Annotated in this window: 29 protein-coding genes; 28 read left to right on the forward strand and 1 reads right to left on the reverse strand. The window is 55.0% G+C overall.

The features are described from left to right. Positions 1-11 precede the first annotated feature (11 nt). The 28 genes from rplD to bfr all read left to right on the forward strand — a co-directional run bounded on the left by rplD (position 12) and on the right by bfr (position 14920). Positions 12-614 (forward strand): 50S ribosomal protein L4, encoded by a 603-nt coding sequence (gene rplD, locus KDX37_RS13575; RefSeq protein ID WP_231653214.1) that lies wholly within the window; start codon positions 12-14, stop codon positions 612-614. Beyond that, positions 611-910 (forward strand): 50S ribosomal protein L23, encoded by a 300-nt coding sequence (gene rplW / locus KDX37_RS13580; protein ID WP_002555488.1) that lies wholly within the window; start codon positions 611-613, stop codon positions 908-910. The genes rplD and rplW overlap by 4 nt, the downstream gene beginning before the upstream one ends. A 14-nt stretch (positions 911-924) precedes the next feature. Next, on the forward strand, positions 925-1749 hold the full coding sequence (rplB, locus tag KDX37_RS13585; RefSeq protein ID WP_003186055.1) for a 50S ribosomal protein L2: 825 nt from the start codon (positions 925-927) through the stop codon (positions 1747-1749). A gap of 16 nt (positions 1750-1765) precedes the next feature. Next, the gene (rpsS, locus tag KDX37_RS13590) at positions 1766-2041 is read left to right on the forward strand and encodes a 30S ribosomal protein S19 (RefSeq protein WP_004883670.1); all 276 of its coding nucleotides are present in this window, start codon (positions 1766-1768) and stop codon (positions 2039-2041) included. Between the two features lie 13 nt (positions 2042-2054). Then, positions 2055-2387, forward strand: coding sequence for a 50S ribosomal protein L22 (gene rplV, locus KDX37_RS13595; protein WP_002555485.1), 333 nt, complete (start codon positions 2055-2057; stop codon positions 2385-2387). 13 nt (positions 2388-2400) lie between these two features. Further along, on the forward strand, positions 2401-3087 hold the full coding sequence (gene rpsC / locus KDX37_RS13600; RefSeq protein WP_003176422.1) for a 30S ribosomal protein S3: 687 nt from the start codon (positions 2401-2403) through the stop codon (positions 3085-3087). 12 nt (positions 3088-3099) lie between these two features. Next, a complete protein-coding gene (gene rplP / locus KDX37_RS13605; RefSeq protein ID WP_027898303.1) occupies positions 3100-3513 on the forward strand; it encodes a 50S ribosomal protein L16 in 414 nt (137 codons plus the stop codon). After that, a complete protein-coding gene (gene rpmC / locus KDX37_RS13610; RefSeq protein ID WP_002555481.1) occupies positions 3513-3704 on the forward strand; it encodes a 50S ribosomal protein L29 in 192 nt (63 codons plus the stop codon). Before rplP ends, rpmC begins: the two co-directional genes overlap by 1 nt. Positions 3705-3706: 2 nt before the next feature. Continuing rightward, positions 3707-3973, forward strand: a complete 267-nt coding sequence (gene rpsQ / locus KDX37_RS13615) for a 30S ribosomal protein S17 (protein WP_020290702.1) — start codon at positions 3707-3709, stop codon at positions 3971-3973. A 23-nt stretch (positions 3974-3996) separates the two neighbouring features. Further along, a complete protein-coding gene (gene rplN, locus KDX37_RS13620; RefSeq protein WP_002555479.1) occupies positions 3997-4365 on the forward strand; it encodes a 50S ribosomal protein L14 in 369 nt (122 codons plus the stop codon). An 11-nt stretch (positions 4366-4376) separates the two neighbouring features. Then, complete coding sequence (gene rplX, locus KDX37_RS13625; RefSeq protein ID WP_002555478.1) at positions 4377-4691, forward strand: 50S ribosomal protein L24; 315 nt, start codon at positions 4377-4379, stop codon at positions 4689-4691. A 20-nt stretch (positions 4692-4711) separates the two neighbouring features. Next, positions 4712-5251 (forward strand): 50S ribosomal protein L5, encoded by a 540-nt coding sequence (gene rplE, locus KDX37_RS13630; protein WP_004883677.1) that lies wholly within the window; start codon positions 4712-4714, stop codon positions 5249-5251. A gap of 13 nt (positions 5252-5264) precedes the next feature. Next, positions 5265-5570, forward strand: a complete 306-nt coding sequence (gene rpsN, locus KDX37_RS13635; protein WP_002555476.1) for a 30S ribosomal protein S14 — start codon at positions 5265-5267, stop codon at positions 5568-5570. Positions 5571-5784: 214 nt separating this feature from the next. Beyond that, positions 5785-6177 (forward strand): 30S ribosomal protein S8, encoded by a 393-nt coding sequence (rpsH, locus tag KDX37_RS13640; RefSeq protein ID WP_004883681.1) that lies wholly within the window; start codon positions 5785-5787, stop codon positions 6175-6177. A gap of 13 nt (positions 6178-6190) precedes the next feature. Next, positions 6191-6724, forward strand: a complete 534-nt coding sequence (gene rplF / locus KDX37_RS13645; protein ID WP_004883684.1) for a 50S ribosomal protein L6 — start codon at positions 6191-6193, stop codon at positions 6722-6724. Between the two features lie 10 nt (positions 6725-6734). After that, a complete protein-coding gene (rplR, locus tag KDX37_RS13650) occupies positions 6735-7085 on the forward strand; it encodes a 50S ribosomal protein L18 (protein WP_002555473.1) in 351 nt (116 codons plus the stop codon). A gap of 3 nt (positions 7086-7088) precedes the next feature. Next, on the forward strand, positions 7089-7589 hold the full coding sequence (gene rpsE / locus KDX37_RS13655) for a 30S ribosomal protein S5 (RefSeq protein ID WP_024687031.1): 501 nt from the start codon (positions 7089-7091) through the stop codon (positions 7587-7589). 2 nt (positions 7590-7591) lie between these two features. Beyond that, positions 7592-7768 (forward strand): 50S ribosomal protein L30, encoded by a 177-nt coding sequence (gene rpmD / locus KDX37_RS13660; RefSeq protein ID WP_010438202.1) that lies wholly within the window; start codon positions 7592-7594, stop codon positions 7766-7768. Positions 7769-7771: 3 nt separating this feature from the next. Beyond that, entirely contained in the window at positions 7772-8206 is a 435-nt protein-coding gene (gene rplO / locus KDX37_RS13665; RefSeq protein ID WP_007924183.1) for a 50S ribosomal protein L15, read from the forward strand. Next, complete coding sequence (gene secY, locus KDX37_RS13670) at positions 8207-9541, forward strand: preprotein translocase subunit SecY (protein ID WP_231653215.1); 1335 nt, start codon at positions 8207-8209, stop codon at positions 9539-9541. 28 nt (positions 9542-9569) lie between these two features. Then, a complete protein-coding gene (gene rpmJ, locus KDX37_RS13675) occupies positions 9570-9686 on the forward strand; it encodes a 50S ribosomal protein L36 (protein WP_002555468.1) in 117 nt (38 codons plus the stop codon). Positions 9687-9816: 130 nt separating this feature from the next. Further along, positions 9817-10173 (forward strand): 30S ribosomal protein S13, encoded by a 357-nt coding sequence (rpsM, locus tag KDX37_RS13680; RefSeq protein ID WP_002555467.1) that lies wholly within the window; start codon positions 9817-9819, stop codon positions 10171-10173. A 30-nt stretch (positions 10174-10203) separates the two neighbouring features. Beyond that, positions 10204-10593 (forward strand): 30S ribosomal protein S11, encoded by a 390-nt coding sequence (gene rpsK, locus KDX37_RS13685; RefSeq protein ID WP_002555466.1) that lies wholly within the window; start codon positions 10204-10206, stop codon positions 10591-10593. An 18-nt stretch (positions 10594-10611) separates the two neighbouring features. Next, entirely contained in the window at positions 10612-11232 is a 621-nt protein-coding gene (gene rpsD / locus KDX37_RS13690) for a 30S ribosomal protein S4 (protein ID WP_037017742.1), read from the forward strand. A gap of 22 nt (positions 11233-11254) precedes the next feature. Then, positions 11255-12256 (forward strand): DNA-directed RNA polymerase subunit alpha, encoded by a 1002-nt coding sequence (locus KDX37_RS13695; RefSeq protein WP_231653216.1) that lies wholly within the window; start codon positions 11255-11257, stop codon positions 12254-12256. Between the two features lie 41 nt (positions 12257-12297). After that, positions 12298-12684: a 50S ribosomal protein L17 gene (gene rplQ / locus KDX37_RS13700; RefSeq protein WP_002555463.1), complete on the forward strand. Its 387-nt coding sequence runs from the start codon at positions 12298-12300 to the stop codon at positions 12682-12684. A gap of 170 nt (positions 12685-12854) precedes the next feature. Further along, positions 12855-14300, forward strand: a complete 1446-nt coding sequence (locus tag KDX37_RS13705) for a catalase (RefSeq protein WP_231653217.1) — start codon at positions 12855-12857, stop codon at positions 14298-14300. Between the two features lie 155 nt (positions 14301-14455). Then, entirely contained in the window at positions 14456-14920 is a 465-nt protein-coding gene (gene bfr, locus KDX37_RS13710) for a bacterioferritin (RefSeq protein WP_231653218.1), read from the forward strand. Between the two features lie 101 nt (positions 14921-15021). Here bfr and uvrA read toward each other — a convergent pair whose 3' ends face one another. Continuing rightward, on the reverse strand, positions 15022-17856 hold the full coding sequence (gene uvrA, locus KDX37_RS13715; protein ID WP_231653219.1) for an excinuclease ABC subunit UvrA: 2835 nt from the start codon (positions 17854-17856) through the stop codon (positions 15022-15024). Positions 17857-18004: the final 148 nt, after the last annotated feature.

An 18004-nucleotide genomic window follows, 5' to 3' on the forward strand; every position in this document is an offset into this window, starting at 1 on the left:
GGGAAGCTGACATGCAATTAAATGTAAATGACGCTCAAGCAATCGAAGTTTCCGAACTGACATTTGGCGGCGAATTCAACGAGACGCTGGTTCACCAGGCAGTCGTGGCCTACATGGCTGGCGGTCGTCAGGGTAGCAAGCAGCAAAAGACCCGTTCTGATGTTTCCGGTGGCGGTAAGCGCCCGTGGCGTCAAAAGGGTACTGGCCGTGCTCGTGCCGGTACTATCCGTAGCCCAATCTGGCGTGGCGGCGGTACCACTTTCGCAGCTCGTCCACAGGACCACTCTCAGAAGCTCAACAAGAAGATGTATCGCGCAGCACTGCGCTCCATCCTTGCTGAACTGGTTCGTACTGATCGTCTGGTCGTGGTTCAGGATTTCGCTGTTGAAGCACCGAAAACCAAAGACCTGCTGAACAAGCTGACTGGCATGGGCCTGACTGACGTCCTGATCGTGTCTGACGCTGTTGACCAGAATCTGTACCTGGCTGCTCGCAACCTGCCGCACGTTGATGTACGTGACGTTCAAGGTTCCGATCCAGTTAGTCTGATCGCATACGACAAGGTGTTGATCACTGTGTCGGCCGTGAAGAAATTCGAGGAGCTGCTGGGATGAACCAGGAACGCGTATTTAAAGTTCTACTTGGCCCGCACGTTTCCGAGAAGGCCACGGTTCTGGCTGACAAGAAAGGCCAGTTCGTTTTCAAGGTTGCAACTGACGCAACCAAGCTGGAAATCAAGAAGGCCGTCGAAAGCCTGTTCAGCGTGAAAGTTGAGCGTGTTACTACCCTGAACGTTCTGGGTAAGAGCAAGCGCACTGCTCGCGGTCTGGGCAAGCGTAATGACTGGAAGAAGGCAGTTATCTCCCTTCAGCCAGGCCAAGATCTCGATTTCAGCAGCAGTGCTGAGTAAGGAAGGGGTGCATCATGGCAATCGTTAAATGCAAACCGACTTCCCCTGGCCGCCGTTTTGTGGTCAAGGTGGTCAACCAGGAGCTGCATAAAGGCGCTCCTCACGCACCGCTGCTCGAGAAAAAATCGAAGTCTGGTGGTCGTAACAACAATGGCCGTATCACTACCCGTCACATCGGTGGTGGCCATAAGCAGCATTATCGTCTGGTCGACTTCCGTCGTAACGACAAGGATGGCATCGCTGCCACTGTCGAGCGTATCGAATACGATCCAAACCGTACTGCTCACATTGCTCTGCTGCTTTACGCAGACGGCGAGCGCCGCTACATCATCGCCCCTAAAGGCGTGAGTGCTGGCGACCAGCTGATTGCAGGTGCTCTGGCACCAATCAAGCCGGGCAACGCTTTGCAACTGCGTAACATTCCAGTTGGTAGCACCGTACACGGCATCGAATTGAAGCCAGGTAAAGGCGCACAGATCGCACGTTCCGCTGGTGCATCCGCACAGCTGATCGCTCGTGAAGGCGTGTACGTTACCCTGCGTCTTCGCTCCGGTGAAATGCGTAAAGTATTGGCTGAATGCCGTGCGACGCTTGGCGAAGTCTCGAACTCCGAGCACAGCCTTCGTTCGCTGGGTAAAGCTGGTGCCAAACGCTGGCGTGGCGTTCGCCCAACCGTTCGTGGTGTTGCCATGAACCCGGTTGACCACCCACATGGTGGTGGTGAAGGTCGTACCTCTGGTGGTCGTCATCCGGTATCGCCGTGGGGCTTCCCGACTAAGGGCGCGAAGACTCGTGGTAATAAGCGTACCGACAAAATGATCGTCCGTCGTCGCAAGTAAATAGAGGGATACGACAGTGCCACGTTCTCTGAAAAAAGGTCCTTTTATCGATCTTCACCTACTGAAGAAGATCGAAGTGGCGGCGGAAAAGAATGATCGCAAACCGGTGAAAACCTGGTCGCGTCGTTCGATGATCCTGCCACAAATGGTCGGTTTGACCATTGCAGTGCATAACGGTCGTCAGCATGTTCCCGTTCTCGTGAGCGAAGACATGGTCGGCCATAAACTGGGCGAGTTTGCCGGTACCCGCACATATCGTGGGCACGTGGCAGACAAGAAAGCCAAGCGTTAAGGGGTAAGGAACGATGGAAGTAGCCGCTAAGTTGTCGGGCGCTCGAATCTCCGCCCAGAAAGCCCGCTTGGTCGCCGACCAGATCCGCGGGAAGAAGGTGGGCGAAGCGCTCAACCTGTTGGCTTTCAGCAGTAAGAAAGCCGCCGAGATCCTGAAGAAAGTGCTGGAGTCGGCTGTAGCCAACGCCGAGCACAACGAAGGCGCAGACGTTGATGACCTCAAGGTCTCCACCGTTTTCGTCAACGAAGGGCGTTCGCTGAAGCGCATCATGCCACGTGCTAAAGGCCGTGCTGATCGCATCGTCAAGCGGTCTTGCCATATCACTGTCAAGGTTGCTGACAAGTAACGGAGTCGAAGAGATGGGTCAGAAAGTACATCCCATTGGCATTCGCCTGGGAATCGTCAAGGAGCACACCTCCGTCTGGTACGCAGACGGTCGGACTTATGCGGACTATTTGTTCGCTGATCTGAAGGTGCGCGAGTATCTCCAAGACAAACTAAAAAGCGCGTCCGTAAGCCGTATCGATATCCATCGTCCGGCTCAGACAGCACGTATCACCATCCACACCGCTCGTCCTGGCATTGTGATCGGGAAGAAAGGTGAAGATGTTGAGAAACTGCGTCAGGACCTGACCAAGCAAATGGGTGTGCCTGTGCACATCAATATCGAAGAGATCCGCAAGCCGGAGCTGGACGGTATGTTGGTTGCGCAGAGCGTAGCTCAGCAGCTGGAGCGTCGCGTAATGTTCCGTCGCGCTATGAAGCGCGCTGTACAGAACGCCATGCGCATTGGTGCCAAAGGCATCAAAATCCAAGTGAGCGGTCGTCTCGGCGGTGCTGAAATCGCACGTACTGAATGGTATCGCGAAGGTCGTGTGCCATTGCACACACTGCGTGCCGACATCGACTATGCCAACTACGAAGCTCACACCACTTACGGTGTGATCGGTGTAAAGGTTTGGATCTTCAAAGGCGAAGTAATTGGTGGTCGCCAAGAAGAACTGAAACCACAAGCACCAGCGCCTCGTAAAAAAGCTGCTAAGTAAGGGGTACGCCAAATGTTGCAACCAAAGCGTACGAAGTTCCGCAAGCAGATGACCGGCCACAACCGTGGTCTGGCACTGCGCGGTAGCAAAGTCAGCTTCGGCGAGTATGCGCTGAAGTCTGTTGCTCGTGGTCGTCTCACCGCTCGTCAGATCGAGTCAGCGCGTCGTGCACTGACCCGTCACGTTAAACGTGGCGGCAAGATCTGGATCCGTGTATTCCCGGACAAGCCAGTTACCAAGAAGCCCCTAGAAGTTCGTATGGGTAAAGGTAAGGGTAACGTGGAGTACTGGGTTGCCCAGATTCAGCCAGGCAAAGTCCTGTATGAAATCGAGGGTGTTTCTGAAGAGCTGGCGCGTGAGGCTTTCGCCCTGGCTGCTGCAAAGCTGCCGCTCGCCACCTCCTTTGTTAAGCGGACGGTGATGTGATGAAAGCGAATGAACTTCGTGAAAAATCAGCACAGCAGCTGAACGAGCAACTGCTCGGCCTGCTGCGCGACCAGTTCAATCTGCGTATGCAGAAAGCAACTGGCCAGTTGGGGCAGTCGCACCTGCTCTCGCAAGTCAAGCGTGACATTGCTCGCGTGAAGACTGTGCTCAACCAGCAGGCAGGTAAGTAATCATGGCTGAAGCCGAAAAGAACGTCCGTACGCTGACTGGCCGTGTTGTCAGCGACAAAATGGACAAGACCATCACCGTTCTGATTGAGCGTCGCGTCAAGCACCCAATCTACGGTAAATACGTTAAGCGTTCGACTAAGCTGCACGCGCACGACGAAACCAATCAATGCCACATCGGCGACAAAGTCACGATTCGTGAAACTCGTCCGGTAGCCAAGACCAAGTCTTGGGCGTTGGTTGATATCCTCGAACGCGCTGTGGAAGTCTAAGGACTAGGGGTCGGAGAAATTATATGATTCAGACTCAATCCATGCTCGATGTGGCCGATAACAGCGGCGCTCGCCGCGTTATGTGCATCAAGGTGCTGGGTGGCTCCCATCGTCGTTACGCTGGTATCGGTGACATCATCAAAGTGACCGTCAAGGAAGCAATTCCGCGCGGCAAGGTGAAGAAAGGCCAAGTGATGACTGCAGTAGTAGTCCGCACTCGCCATGGTGTTCGTCGTGCAGACGGCTCCATCATCCGCTTCGATGGCAACGCTGCTGTTCTGTTGAACAACAAGCAAGAGCCGATCGGTACCCGTATCTTTGGGCCAGTGACCCGTGAACTTCGTACTGAGAAGTTCATGAAGATCGTCTCGCTCGCCCCAGAAGTTCTGTAAGGAGATCCGACATGCAAAAGATTCGTCGTGACGACGAGATCATCGTGATCGCCGGCAAAGACAAAGGTAAGCGCGGTAAGGTGCTCAAGGTTCTCGCTGATGACCGTCTGGTCGTTGGTGGGATCAACCTGGTGAAGCGTCATACCAAGCCTAACCCGATGTCGGGCGTACAGGGCGGTATCGTCGAGAAAGAAGCGCCACTGCACGCTTCCAACGTCGCCATTTTCAACGGCGCAACCAACAAGGCTGACCGCGTTGGTTTCAAAGTTGAAGACGGCAAGAAAATTCGTGTCTTCAAGTCGACCCAAAAAGCGGTTGATGCTTGAACACTGCTAGGTAGAAGACCATGGCACGACTAAAAGAGATTTATCGGAAGGAAATCGCTCCGAAGCTTAAGGAAGAACTTAAGCTCGCGAACGTGATGGAAGTTCCGCGCGTTACCAAAATCACCCTGAACATGGGTCTGGGCGAAGCGATCGGCGACAAAAAAGTCATCGAGCACGCTGTTGCTGACCTGGAAAAGATCACCGGTCAAAAAGTCGTTGTGACTTACGCTCGGAAATCCATCGCTGGCTTTAAAGTCCGTGAAGGATGGCCGATCGGCGTCAAAGTGACTCTGCGCCGCGATCGTATGTACGAATTCCTGGATCGTCTGCTGTCGATCTCCCTGCCTCGGGTTCGCGACTTCCGCGGCCTGAATGCCAAGTCCTTCGATGGTCGTGGTAACTACAGCATGGGCGTGAAAGAGCAGATCATTTTCCCGGAAATCGACTACGACAAGATCGATGCTCTCCGTGGTCTGGACATCACCCTGACCACCACTGCCAAGAACGATGACGAAGGTCGCGCATTGCTGCGTGCTTTCAAATTCCCGTTCCGCAACTGATTGGAGTAGGAAAATGGCCAAGAAGAGCATGAAGAACCGTGAGCTGAAGCGTCAGCTCACAGTTGCCAAGTACGCCAAGAAGCGTGCTGAGCTGAAAGCTATCATCGTTGATCTGAACGCAAGTCCAGAAGCGCGTTGGGAAGCTACCGTAGCTCTGCAGAAGCAACCACGTGATGCAAGCGCTGCGCGCATGCGTAACCGTTGCCGCATCACTGGTCGTCCACACGGTGTTTACCGCAAGTTCGGCCTCGGCCGTAACAAGTTGCGTGAAGCAGCTATGCGTGGCGACGTTCCAGGTCTGGTTAAAGCCAGCTGGTAAGGCGTACTTCTCGTTTCTTTCCGATCGGCGGCGCAAGTCACTGGTCGGGATGAAGCCTGAATTTGAATCAAGCCCCTTTTGGGGCTTGATTCATTTCTGGGGTAGGACTAGAATTGCCGGCTCGCCTGAGCCCGTGTTTTTACTTGCCCGGAAAAATCTCGGCGATAAGCTGTAGCCGTAAGGCTAATTATTTTGTTTTAGGAGCGTCTAGCCCATGAGTATGCAGGACCCGTTAGCGGACATGCTAACTCGTATCCGTAATGCCCAGATGGCTGAAAAGCCCGTCGTAAGCATGCCATCTTCCACGTTGAAGGTTGCTGTAGCCAAAGTCCTCAAGGACGAAGGTTACATTGCGGGTTATCAGATCAGCAGCGAAGTTAAACCATCGCTGTCCATCGAGCTTAAGTACTTCGAAGGCCGTCCGGTCATTGAAGAAGTTAAGCGCGTCAGCCGCCCAGGCTTGCGTCAGTACAAGTCCTCCGACGATCTGCCAAAAGTTCGTGGCGGTCTCGGTGTGTCTATCGTCTCCACCAACAAAGGTGTGATGACGGATCGTGCTGCGCGCGCTGCCGGTGTCGGCGGCGAAGTGCTTTGCACTGTGTTCTAAGGGGGGGATAAGCATGTCACGCGTAGCTAAGAACCCCGTTAAGTTGCCATCCGGCGTCGAAGTTAAACTCGTCGGCCAGCAGCTTTCGGTGAAGGGTGCCAAGGGCACTCTAGAACTGAACGTCCATTCGTCTGTTGAGATTGTTGAAGAAGCTGGTGAGCTGCGTTTCGCTGCTCGCAATGGCGATCAACAAACCCGCGCAATGGCAGGCACGACTCGTGCACTGGTTAACAACATGGTCCAAGGCGTAAGCCAAGGCTTCGAGCGCAAGCTCCAGCTGGTCGGTGTTGGTTACAAAGCGCAAGCAAAAGGCACGGTCCTGAACCTGGCACTTGGCTTCTCGCACCCGGTGGATTACGAATTGCCGAATGGCATCACCGCTGAGACCCCCAGCCAGACCGATATCCTGATTCGCGGTATCGATAAGCAGTTGGTTGGTCAAGTGGCCGCTGAGATCCGCGACTTCCGCCGTCCTGAGCCTTACAAAGGCAAAGGTGTGCGTTACGCGGACGAAGTCGTCCGCCGTAAAGAAGCCAAGAAGAAGTAGGGCATAGCAAATGACCGTCAAAAAAGTTACCCGACTGCGTCGCGCTCGCAAAGCACGCCTGAAAATGCACGAGCTAGAAGTCGTGCGTCTCTGCGTGCACCGCTCTTCGCAGCACATTTATGCCCAGGTCATTTCGGCCGACGGCAGCAAAGTCCTGGCAAGCGCCTCGACTTTGGACAAAGAACTGCGTGATGGCGCCACTGGCAACATCGACGCGGCCACTAAGGTTGGCAAGCTGGTCGCCGAGCGTGCAAAAGCCGCGGGCGTATCGCAAGTGGCTTTCGACCGTTCTGGCTTCAAGTACCACGGCCGTGTCAAAGCGCTGGCTGATGCTGCTCGTGAAGGCGGGCTGGAGTTCTAAGTTATGGCAAATAACGACCAAAAACGCGACGAAGGCTACATCGAGAAGCTGGTTCAAGTTAACCGCGTGGCCAAAACCGTAAAAGGTGGCCGTATCTTCACTTTCACTGCGTTGACCGTAGTGGGTGATGGTAAAGGGCGCGTTGGCTTCGGCCGTGGCAAGTCACGTGAAGTGCCTGCTGCAATCCAGAAAGCGATGGAAGCTGCACGCCGCAACATGATCCAGGTTGATCTGAACGGCACCACTCTGCAGTACGCAATGAAGTCCGCTCATGGCGCTTCGAAGGTGTACATGCAGCCTGCTTCTGAGGGTACCGGTATCATCGCTGGCGGCGCTATGCGCGCAGTGCTGGAAGTTGCTGGTGTTCAGAACGTGTTGGCCAAGTGCTACGGCTCGACTAACCCGGTAAACGTGGTTCACGCTACGTTCAAGGGTCTGAAGGGCATGCAGTCTCCTGAGTCCATCGCTGCCAAACGTGGCAAGCGTGTTGAGGAGATCATCTGATCATGGCTACCGTTAAAGTAACGCTGATCAAAAGCATGACCGGCCGCATCCCTAACCACAGACTGTGTGTTAAGGGTTTGGGTCTGCGTCGCATCGGTCACACTGTAGAAGTCCTGGATACTCCCGAAAATCGCGGGATGATCAACAAGGCTTACTACATGCTGCGAGTCGAGGGTTAATCGATGAAACTCAATGATCTGAGTCCAGCGCCGGGTTCCCGTCGCGAAAAGCATCGTCCGGGCCGTGGTATCGGTAGCGGTTTGGGTAAGACTGGTGGCCGCGGCCACAAAGGTCAAACCTCCCGCTCCGGTGGCACCATTGCTCCGGGCTTTGAGGGCGGCCAACAGCCGCTGCATCGTCGCCTGCCAAAATTCGGTTTCGTATCCCTGAAAGCCATGGATCGCGCAGAAGTGCGTTTGTCCGAGCTGGCTAAAGTGGAAGGCGACATCGTAACTGTGCAGTCCCTGAAAGATGCCAACGTGATTAACCAGAACGTTCAGCGTGTGAAAATCATGCTGTCGGGCGAAGTTACTCGCGCTGTCACCATCAAGGGTATCGCCGCCACCAAAGGTGCGCGTGCGGCTATCGAAGCAGCTGGCGGCAAGTTCGAGGAATAAATGGCTAAGCAAGGTGCTCTCTCAGCGCTCAGCAAAGGCGGGTTATCCGAGCTCTGGGCTCGACTGCGTTTTCTATTCCTGGCGATTATCGTCTATCGGATAGGTGCGCATATCCCAGTTCCCGGTATCAACCCAGATCGGCTGGCGGAACTGTTTCGACAGAATGAGGGGACCATTCTTAGCTTGTTCAACATGTTTTCCGGTGGTGCGCTGGAACGGATGAGTATCTTTGCATTGGGGATCATGCCGTACATTTCGGCATCGATCATCATGCAGTTGATGACCGCCGTCAGCCCACAACTGGAGCAGTTGAAGAAGGAAGGTGAGGCTGGTCGTCGTAAGATCAGCCAGTACACCCGCTATGGCACCGTCGTCCTGGCCCTGGTTCAAGCGATCGGCATGTCCGTTGGCTTGGCCGGTCAGGGCGTTGCTTTCTCTGGCGACCTGGGTTTCCACTTTGTGGCCGTTACCACCTTCGTGGCTGGTGCGATGTTCATGATGTGGCTCGGGGAGCAGATTACAGAGCGCGGTGTTGGCAACGGTATCTCGATGTTGATTTTTTCGGGTATCGTCGCCGGTCTTCCGAGAGCAATAGGGCAGTCTTTCGAGTCTGCACGTCAGGGCGATATCAATATCTTCGCTCTGGTTGCGATCGGTTTGCTGGCAGTAGCGATTATCGGTTTTGTGGTGTTCATTGAGCGTGGCCAGCGTCGTATCGCTGTTCACTACGCCAAGCGTCAGCAGGGCCGCAAGGTCTTTGCTGCGCAGACCAGCCACTTGCCGCTGAAAGTGAACATGGCTGGTGTGATTCCAGCTATTTTCGCGAGCAGCATCTTGCTGTTCCCGGCTTCGTTGGGTTCCTGGTTCGGTCAGTCTGAAGGTTTGGGCTGGTTGCAGGATATCTCGCAGTCGATCGCTCCTGGTCAGCCGTTGAATATTCTGCTGTTTAGTGCAGGGATTATTTTCTTCTGCTTCTTCTATACGGCGTTGATGTTCAATCCGAAAGACGTAGCGGAAAACCTGAAGAAGTCCGGTGCCTTTATTCCGGGTATCCGTCCAGGCGAGCAGTCTGCGCGCTACATTGATGGCGTTCTGACTCGCTTGACCATGTTCGGTGCTCTATATATGACGGCCGTGTGTCTGCTTCCCCAGTTTCTGGTGGTTGCGGCAAACGTACCGTTCTACCTTGGCGGGACCTCGTTGCTGATCGTGGTCGTGGTTGTGATGGACTTTATGTCTCAAGTGCAATCCCACCTCGTTTCGCACCAGTATGAATCCCTGATGAAGAAAGCCAACCTGAAGGGCTACGGTGGCAGCGGCGGTATGCTGCGCTGAAGCACCCCTAAGGTTCGAGGAGTTGGTGATGAAAGTTCGTGCATCGGTGAAAAAGCTGTGCCGTAACTGCAAGATTATTCGCCGCGAAGGTGTTGTTCGAGTAATTTGCAGCGCGGAACCACGTCATAAGCAGCGCCAAGGCTGATTGTGATTTGTGCTTAAGCCCAGCAGCTAGTGCGCTGCTGGGTTGATTATTTGTTACTACAGCGATATTATCTCGCGCCCTATTTCTTGGCTTCCGGGGCGTAGGTAGCTGTCAATTGGAGTCCCACTGAATGGCCCGTATTGCAGGCGTTAACATTCCAGATAACAAGCATACTGTTATCTCGCTGACCTACATCTATGGTGTTGGTCGCACCACCGCACAGAAAATTTGTGCAACCACCGGGGTTAACCCGGCGGTGAAGATCAAAGATCTGAGCGACGAGCAGATTGAACAGCTGCGTGGCGAAGTGGCGAAGTTCACCACTGAAGGTGACCTGCGTCGCGAAATCAACATGAAAATCAAGCGCTTGATGGACCTGGGCTGCTATCGCGGCCTGCGTCATCGTCGTGGTCTTCCAGTGCGCGGTCAGCGTACCAAGACTAACGCGCGTACTCGCAAAGGTCCGCGTAAGCCGATCCGCAAGTAATCGCTCCAGCGCAACGACAGGAATTTAGTCATGGCAAAACCTGCTGCTCGTCCTCGTAAAAAAGTTAAAAAGACAGTGGTTGATGGCATCGCCCACATCCACGCGTCTTTTAACAACACAATCGTCACCATCACCGATCGTCAAGGTAATGCGCTTTCTTGGGCTACCTCCGGCGGTTCGGGTTTCCGTGGTTCCCGCAAGTCCACCCCGTTCGCTGCTCAAGTAGCTGCTGAGCGTGCTGGTCAAGCTGCGCTGGAGTACGGTCTGAAGAACCTCGACGTCAACGTCAAGGGTCCAGGCCCAGGTCGCGAATCCGCTGTCCGTGCATTGAACGGCTGTGGCTATAAGATCGCCAGCATCACCGACGTGACGCCAATCCCGCACAACGGGTGCCGTCCGCCGAAGAAGCGCCGCGTGTAATCCAGGAGACTGTAAAAAATGGCTCGTTACATTGGTCCAAAGTGCAAGCTTGCTCGTCGTGAAGGCACCGATCTCTTTTTGAAGAGCGGCGTTCGCGCTATCGAATCCAAGTGCAACATCGAAGCAGCTCCAGGCATCCACGGTCAGCGCCGCGGTCGCCAGTCCGATTACGGTACTCAGCTGCGTGAAAAGCAAAAAGTCCGTCGTATCTACGGCGTTCTCGAGCGTCAGTTCAGCGGCTACTACAAAGAAGCCGCCGGCAAGAAAGGCGCAACAGGTGAGAACCTGCTGCAGCTGCTCGAATGCCGTCTGGACAACGTTGTATATCGCATGGGCTTCGGCTCTACTCGTGCAGAATCCCGTCAATTGGTTTCGCACAAGTCGGTTAGCGTGAACGGCAAAACCGTTAACGTTCCTTCTTACCAGGTTCGTGCTGGCGACGTAGTTGCTATCCGCGAAAAGGCTAAGAACCAGCTGCGTATTGTCCAGGCTCTCGATCTGTGTGCCCAACGTGGCCGCGTAGAATGGGTAGAAGTAGACACTGAGAAGAAATCGGGCGTTTTCAAAAGCGTACCAGCTCGCAGTGATCTGTCCGCCGACATCAACGAAAGCCTGATTGTCGAGCTCTACTCCAAGTAAGGGCTAGAAAATAGGTGCATCCATGCAGATTTCGGTAAATGAGTTCCTGACACCCCGCCACATTGATGTGCAGGTTGTCAGTCCAACCCGCGCCAAGATCACTCTCGAGCCTCTCGAGCGTGGTTTTGGCCATACCCTGGGCAACGCGCTTCGCCGCATTTTGTTGTCCTCCATGCCCGGCTGTGCAGTAGTCGAGGCCGAGATTGACGGTGTACTCCATGAGTACAGCGCCATCGAAGGTGTACAGGAAGACGTCATTGAAATCCTGTTGAACCTTAAAGGTCTGGCTATCAAGCTGCACGGTCGAGACGAAGTTACGCTGACCTTGTCGAAGAAGGGTTCGGGGGTGGTTACCGCTGCCGATATTCAGCTGGATCATGATGTCGAGATCGTTAATCCCGATCACGTAATCGCTAACCTGGCGTCTAACGGCGCCTTGAACATGAAGCTCACCGTAGCTCGTGGTCGTGGTTATGAGCCGGCAGACTCGCGTCAAAGCGATGAAGACGAAAGCCGCAGCATTGGTCGCTTGCAGCTTGACTCTTCGTTCAGCCCGGTTCGCCGTATCGCATACGTGGTGGAAAACGCCCGTGTCGAGCAGCGCACCAACCTGGACAAGCTGGTTATTGATCTGGAAACCAACGGTACTCTAGATCCTGAAGAGGCTATTCGCCGCGCTGCAACCATTCTGCAACAGCAGTTGGCTGCGTTCGTCGACCTCAAAGGTGACAGCGAACCAGTGGTAATCGAACAGGAAGACGAGATCGATCCGATCCTGCTCCGTCCGGTTGACGATTTGGAACTGACTGTACGTTCGGCTAACTGCCTTAAGGCGGAGAACATCTACTACATCGGCGACCTGATTCAGCGCACCGAAGTAGAGCTGTTGAAAACTCCGAACCTTGGGAAGAAGTCTTTGACTGAGATCAAAGATGTTCTGGCCTCCCGTGGTCTGTCCCTCAGCATGCGCCTCGACAACTGGCCGCCGGCATGTCTTAAGAAGGACGACAAGGCTACGGCCTGATCGTCGTAATCACCGAACGTGAGTTTGGTAAGGAATGAACCATGCGTCATCGTAAAAGTGGACGTCACCTGAGCCGTACCAGCTCGCACCGCAAGGCCATGTTTCAAAACATGGCGGTGTCGCTGTTCGAGCACGAGCTGATCAAGACTACCCTGCCGAAAGCCAAGGAACTGCGCCGCGTTGCCGAGCCGCTGATCACTCTGGCCAAGGAAGACAGCGTAGCTAACCGTCGTTTGGCTTTCGACCGTACTCGCTCGAAAGAAATCGTCGGCAAGCTGTTCAACGATCTGGGCAAGCGTTATGCAACCCGTCAGGGCGGCTATCTGCGAATCCTCAAGTGCGGTTTCCGTGCTGGCGACAACGCGCCAATGGCGTACGTCGAGTTGGTTGATCGTCCTGTTGGTGGCTCTGTAGAAGCCGCTGAATAAGACATCAGTTTGTACAAAAGACCGGGCCTAGTGCCTGGTTTTTTGTTCATGGAAATTGATGAATGCTATCGACTTACGACAATTAATAAATTTCCTTGTTTTTCGCTCATGCACGATACTTCGCCTCAAGCCGATTAGCCGGCTCCAAGAGAGCCTGAGGAAAAAATTGCATGAGCCAGAAGACGCTTACGACCGCCAGTGGTGCGCCAGTCGCCGACAACCAGAACTCTCGTTCGGCGGGCCCCCGTGGTCCTTTGCTGTTGGATGACTTTCATCTTATCGAGAAGCTCGCCCACTTCAATCGCGAGAACATTCCTGAACGTCGCGTTCATGCGAAGGGTTCGGGTGCTCACGGTACGTTTACCGTTACCCGCGACATCACCCCCTACACCAGCGCCAACCTGTTCAATACCGTTGGCAAGCAGACTCCAATCTTCCTGCGTTTCTCCACCGTGGGTGGTGAGCGTGGATCGGCTGATACCGAGCGTGACCCACGTGGTTTTGCGGTAAAGTTCTATACCGAAGAAGGCAATTGGGACATTGTTGGCAACAACACGCCTGTGTTCTTCATTCGCGACCCCTTGAAGTTCCCGGACTTCATTCACACCCAGAAGCGCCTGCCTCAGACAAATCTTAAAAGCCCGCAGATGATGTGGGATTTCTGGTCGCACTCGCCTGAGGCGTTGCATCAGGTCACTATTCTGTTCTCGGATCGCGGTATTCCTGATGGCTACCGTCATATGCACGGCTTCGGCAGTCATACCTACAGCCTGATCAATGCTGCCGGTGAGCGGTACTGGGTGAAGTGGCACTACAAGAGCAAGCAAGGCATCAAGAATCTGACGCCCGCTGATGCTGCACGTATCGCGGGTACTGATCCGGATTACGCCCAGCGCGATCTGTTCTCCGCCATTGAACAGGGTGATTTCCCTAAATGGCAGGTGTGCATTCAGCTGATGACCGAAGCTCAGGCGGCGAGTCATCACGAGAATCCGTTCGATGTGACCAAGACCTGGTCGCAGAAAGAGTACCCGCTGATTGAAGTCGGCGAGTTGGAGTTGAATCGCAACCCTCTGAACTACTTTGCCGAAGTCGAGCAAGCGGCTTTCGGCCCGAGCAACATGGTCCCAGGTGTTGGTCTTTCCCCGGACCGTATGCTGCAGGGCCGCGTGTTTGCGTACGCTGATGCCCATCGCTACCGCGTAGGTACCAACCATCAGCAACTGCCTATCAACGCTCCGAAGAACCCGGTCTACAGCTACCAGAGAGATGGTTCGATGGCTTTTGGTACCAACGGCGGCGCGGCGCCTAACTACGAGCCAAACAGCTACACCGACGCGCCGAAACAGGATTCGCGTTATGCAGAACCTGCGTTGTCGCTGAGTGGCACGGCTGATCGTCACGATCACCGCGAAGACACTGATTACTACAGTCAGGCGGGAAAGCTATTCAATTTGATGGATGCCGATCAGAAGGCGTTACTGATCAACAACATTGCGGGTGCTATGGGGGGCGTATCCAGCGACATCGTCCAGCGTCAACTCCAGCACTTCTACAAAGCTGATCCAGCTTATGGTGAGGGTATTGCGAATGCGTTGGGCGTAAAGCTTGGCTGAGTCGAAGTGAGAAACAGAACCGCCCTCATTTGGGCGGTTTTTCGCTTCTGAACGGCGTAATATCGACGCTTTTTGTCTGTTTATTGCGTTTTTCTCAGTGACCTCAGGCAGCGCTTGGTTCAAACTGTTGCCTTTGAAGCAGGAGATCTGGTGCGATGCAAGGCCACCCGGACGTAATCGATTATCTCAACACATTGCTCACCGGCGAACTGGCGGCTCGTGACCAATATTTCATCCATTCACGCATGTACGAAGATTGGGGTTTCGCCAAGCTTTACGAGCGCATCAATCACGAAATGGAAGAAGAGGCGCAACACGCTGATGCGTTGATGCGTCGGATCCTGATGCTTGAAGGTACGCCACGCATGCGTCCAGATGATCTGGACATCGGTACGACGGTACCTGAGATGCTTGCCAGCGATCTGCGCCTTGAGTACAAGGTCAGGGCCGCGCTGTGCAAGGGCATTGCGCTCTGCGAGCTTCACAAGGACTACATCAGTCGGGACATTCTGCGTATTCAGTTGGCTGACACAGAAGAAGATCACACTTACTGGCTGGAACAGCAGATGGGGCTGATCAAGTCCATCGGACTGCAGAATTACCTGCAATCGCAGTTCTGACTTCACAACCGCATAAAAAAGCTCCTGCACGCAAGTGACAGGAGCTTTTTTGTATCCCGGGTCTGAGCGAAGTCAGACCCGGTTATTCACACTACGACACCTTAAGCCCTGTCACGTATCAACAGCGGTTTGAGGTAGTGCCCGGTATACGATTGCTCCATCTCGGCCACTTGCTCCGGTGTGCCGGTTGCAATGATCTGACCGCCTCTGGAACCGCCTTCCGGCCCAAGGTCGACCAACCAGTCCGCTGTTTTGATAACGTCCAGGTTGTGCTCGATCACTACGACCGTATTGCCGTGATCGCGCAGGCGATGCAGCACATCGAGCAGTTGCTGAATGTCGGCAAAGTGCAGGCCGGTAGTAGGCTCGTCCAGAATGTAGAGCGTCTTGCCGGTATCGCGCTTGGACAGCTCACGCGACAGCTTGACCCTCTGCGCTTCGCCGCCTGAAAGCGTCGTCGCCGACTGACCCAGTTTGATGTAGGACAGCCCCACATCCATCAGCGTCTGAAGTTTGCGGGCCAGCGCGGGGACCGCGTCGAAAAACTCACGCGCTTCCTCGATGGTCATTTCCAGCACTTCGTGGATGTTCTTGCCTTTGTACTTGATTTCAAGCGTTTCACGGTTGTAACGCTTGCTCTTGCACACATCGCACGGCACATAGATGTCCGGCAGAAAGTGCATCTCTACCTTGATCAGGCCATCGCCCTGGCAAGCTTCGCAGCGGCCGCCCTTGACGTTGAAGGAGAAACGCCCTGGTCCATAGCCACGCGAGCGCGACTCTGGCACGCCAGCAAAGAGTTCGCGGATCGGTGTGAACAACCCGGTATACGTCGCCGGGTTGGAGCGCGGGGTACGGCCGATCGGGCTTTGGTCGATGTCTACGACCTTGTCCAGGTGCTGCAGACCATTGATGCTGTCGTGCGTCGCAGCTTCGAGCGTCGTTGCGCCATTCAGGGCCGTGGCGCTGAGCGGGAACAGCGTGTTGTTGATCAGCGTCGATTTGCCCGAGCCGGAAACCCCCGTCACGCAGGTCAGCAAGCCAATCGGGATTTCCAGATTCACGTTCTGCAAGTTGTTGCCGCGTGCGCCTTTGAGGGTCAGCGACAGCTTCTTGTTGCGAGGCGTGCGTTTGGCAGGGACCTGGATTTTCACGCGGCCCGACAGGTATTTGCCCGTCAGCGAGTCAGGGTGCGACATCACTTCATCGGGCGTGCCCTCGGCAACGATATGCCCGCCATGCACGCCAGCCCCAGGGCCGATGTCCACAACGTAGTCGGCCAAACGGATGGCATCTTCGTCATGCTCGACCACGATCACCGTATTACCGATGTCGCGCAGATGCTTGAGCGTGCCCAGCAACCGGTCGTTGTCGCGTTGGTGCAGGCCAATGGACGGTTCGTCGAGGATGTACATGACCCCGACCAGCCCTGCGCCAATCTGGCTGGCAAGCCGAATACGTTGGGCTTCGCCGCCCGATAGCGTGTCGGCGCTACGGTCGAGTGTCAGGTAGTCCAGGCCGACGTTGACCAGGAACTGCAGGCGCTCACGGATTTCCTTGAGAATCTTGTCGGCAATTTCACCGCGTCGCCCTGTAAGCTTCAAACCATCGAAATAGCTGGTGGCGTCGCCAATCGGAAGATTGGTTACCGCAGGCAGCGTCTTCTCACCCACCCACACATGGCGCGCTTCACGGCGCAGACGTGTGCCACGGCAATCAGGGCAGGGCTGGGTACCCAGGAACTTGGCCAGTTCTTCGCGCACAGTGGCTGATTCGGTTTCGCGGTAACGGCGTTCTAGATTGGGCACGATGCCCTCGAACGGGTGTGCGCGTTTGACGATGTCACCGCGATCATTCAGGTAACGGAAGTCGACATTCTGCGAGCCGCTGCCGTTGAGCAGAATTTTTTGCTGGTCGGCGGGCAGCTCCTTGAACGGTACTTCAAGGCTGAAGCCGTAATGCTTGGACAACGAACCGAGCATCTGGAAGTAGTAAACGTTTCGTCTGTCCCAGCCGCGTATTGCACCTTCGGCCAGTGTCAGCTCAGCGTTCACCAGTCGCTTGATGTCGAAAAACTGTTTTACGCCCAGGCCGTCACAGGTCGGACATGCGCCAGCCGGGTTGTTGAACGAGAAAAGCTTGGGCTCGAGCTCGCTGATCGCATGACCGCAGATCGGGCAGGCGAAGCGTGCGGAGAAGATGACTTCCTCGCCTGGTTCGTCATCCATCGGCGCCACCAGGGCGATACCGTCCGCCAGTTTCAAGGCGGTTTCGAACGATTCGGCCAGACGCTGTTGCAGATCGGCACGTACCTTGAAGCGGTCGACGACCACGTCAATGGAATGCTTTTTCTGTTTATCCAGCTTTGGCAGCTCATCCAGCTCACATAACCTGCCGTTGACGCGGGCACGCACGAACCCTTGCGCGCGCAGCTCTTCGAAGACAGAAAGGTGTTCGCCCTTGCGCTCACGAATGACCGGCGCAAGCAGCATCAGCTTGCTGCCCTCAGGTTGAGTCAGCACCAGATCGACCATCTGGCTGACCGTCTGGGCTTCGAGTGGGATATCGTGATCAGGGCAACGAGGCTGACCGACTCGTGCGTACAACAGACGCAGATAGTCGTAGATCTCGGTGATCGTCCCGACCGTCGAGCGCGGGTTGTGAGACGTGGATTTCTGCTCGATGGAAATCGCCGGCGACAAACCTTCGATCGTATCGACGTCCGGCTTTTCCATCATCGACAAAAACTGCCGTGCATAGGCCGACAGCGACTCGACATAGCGCCGCTGCCCTTCGGCGTACAGCGTGTCAAAGGCCAGCGATGATTTGCCAGAACCGGACAGCCCGGTAATGACGATCAGCTTGTCGCGTGGCAGGGTGAGGTCAATATTTTTCAGGTTGTGGGTTCGAGCCCCACGAATCAGGATCTTGTCCAAAATGGCCTCGCACGGCGGGCGTCGAAAACGTAGCAGTATACGGGTAAATACTGGATGGATACACACTATCCCATCCGCTTTGCCGCTGCTGATGAAGACTCTGTCATCTAGACGCGTCAAAGCGTCGCGATATACCCCGTCAATCGAT

The sequence above is a fragment of the Pseudomonas californiensis genome, assembly GCF_021147775.1.
In the GTDB taxonomy this organism is placed as follows: Bacteria; Pseudomonadota; Gammaproteobacteria; order Pseudomonadales; family Pseudomonadaceae; genus Aquipseudomonas; species Aquipseudomonas californiensis.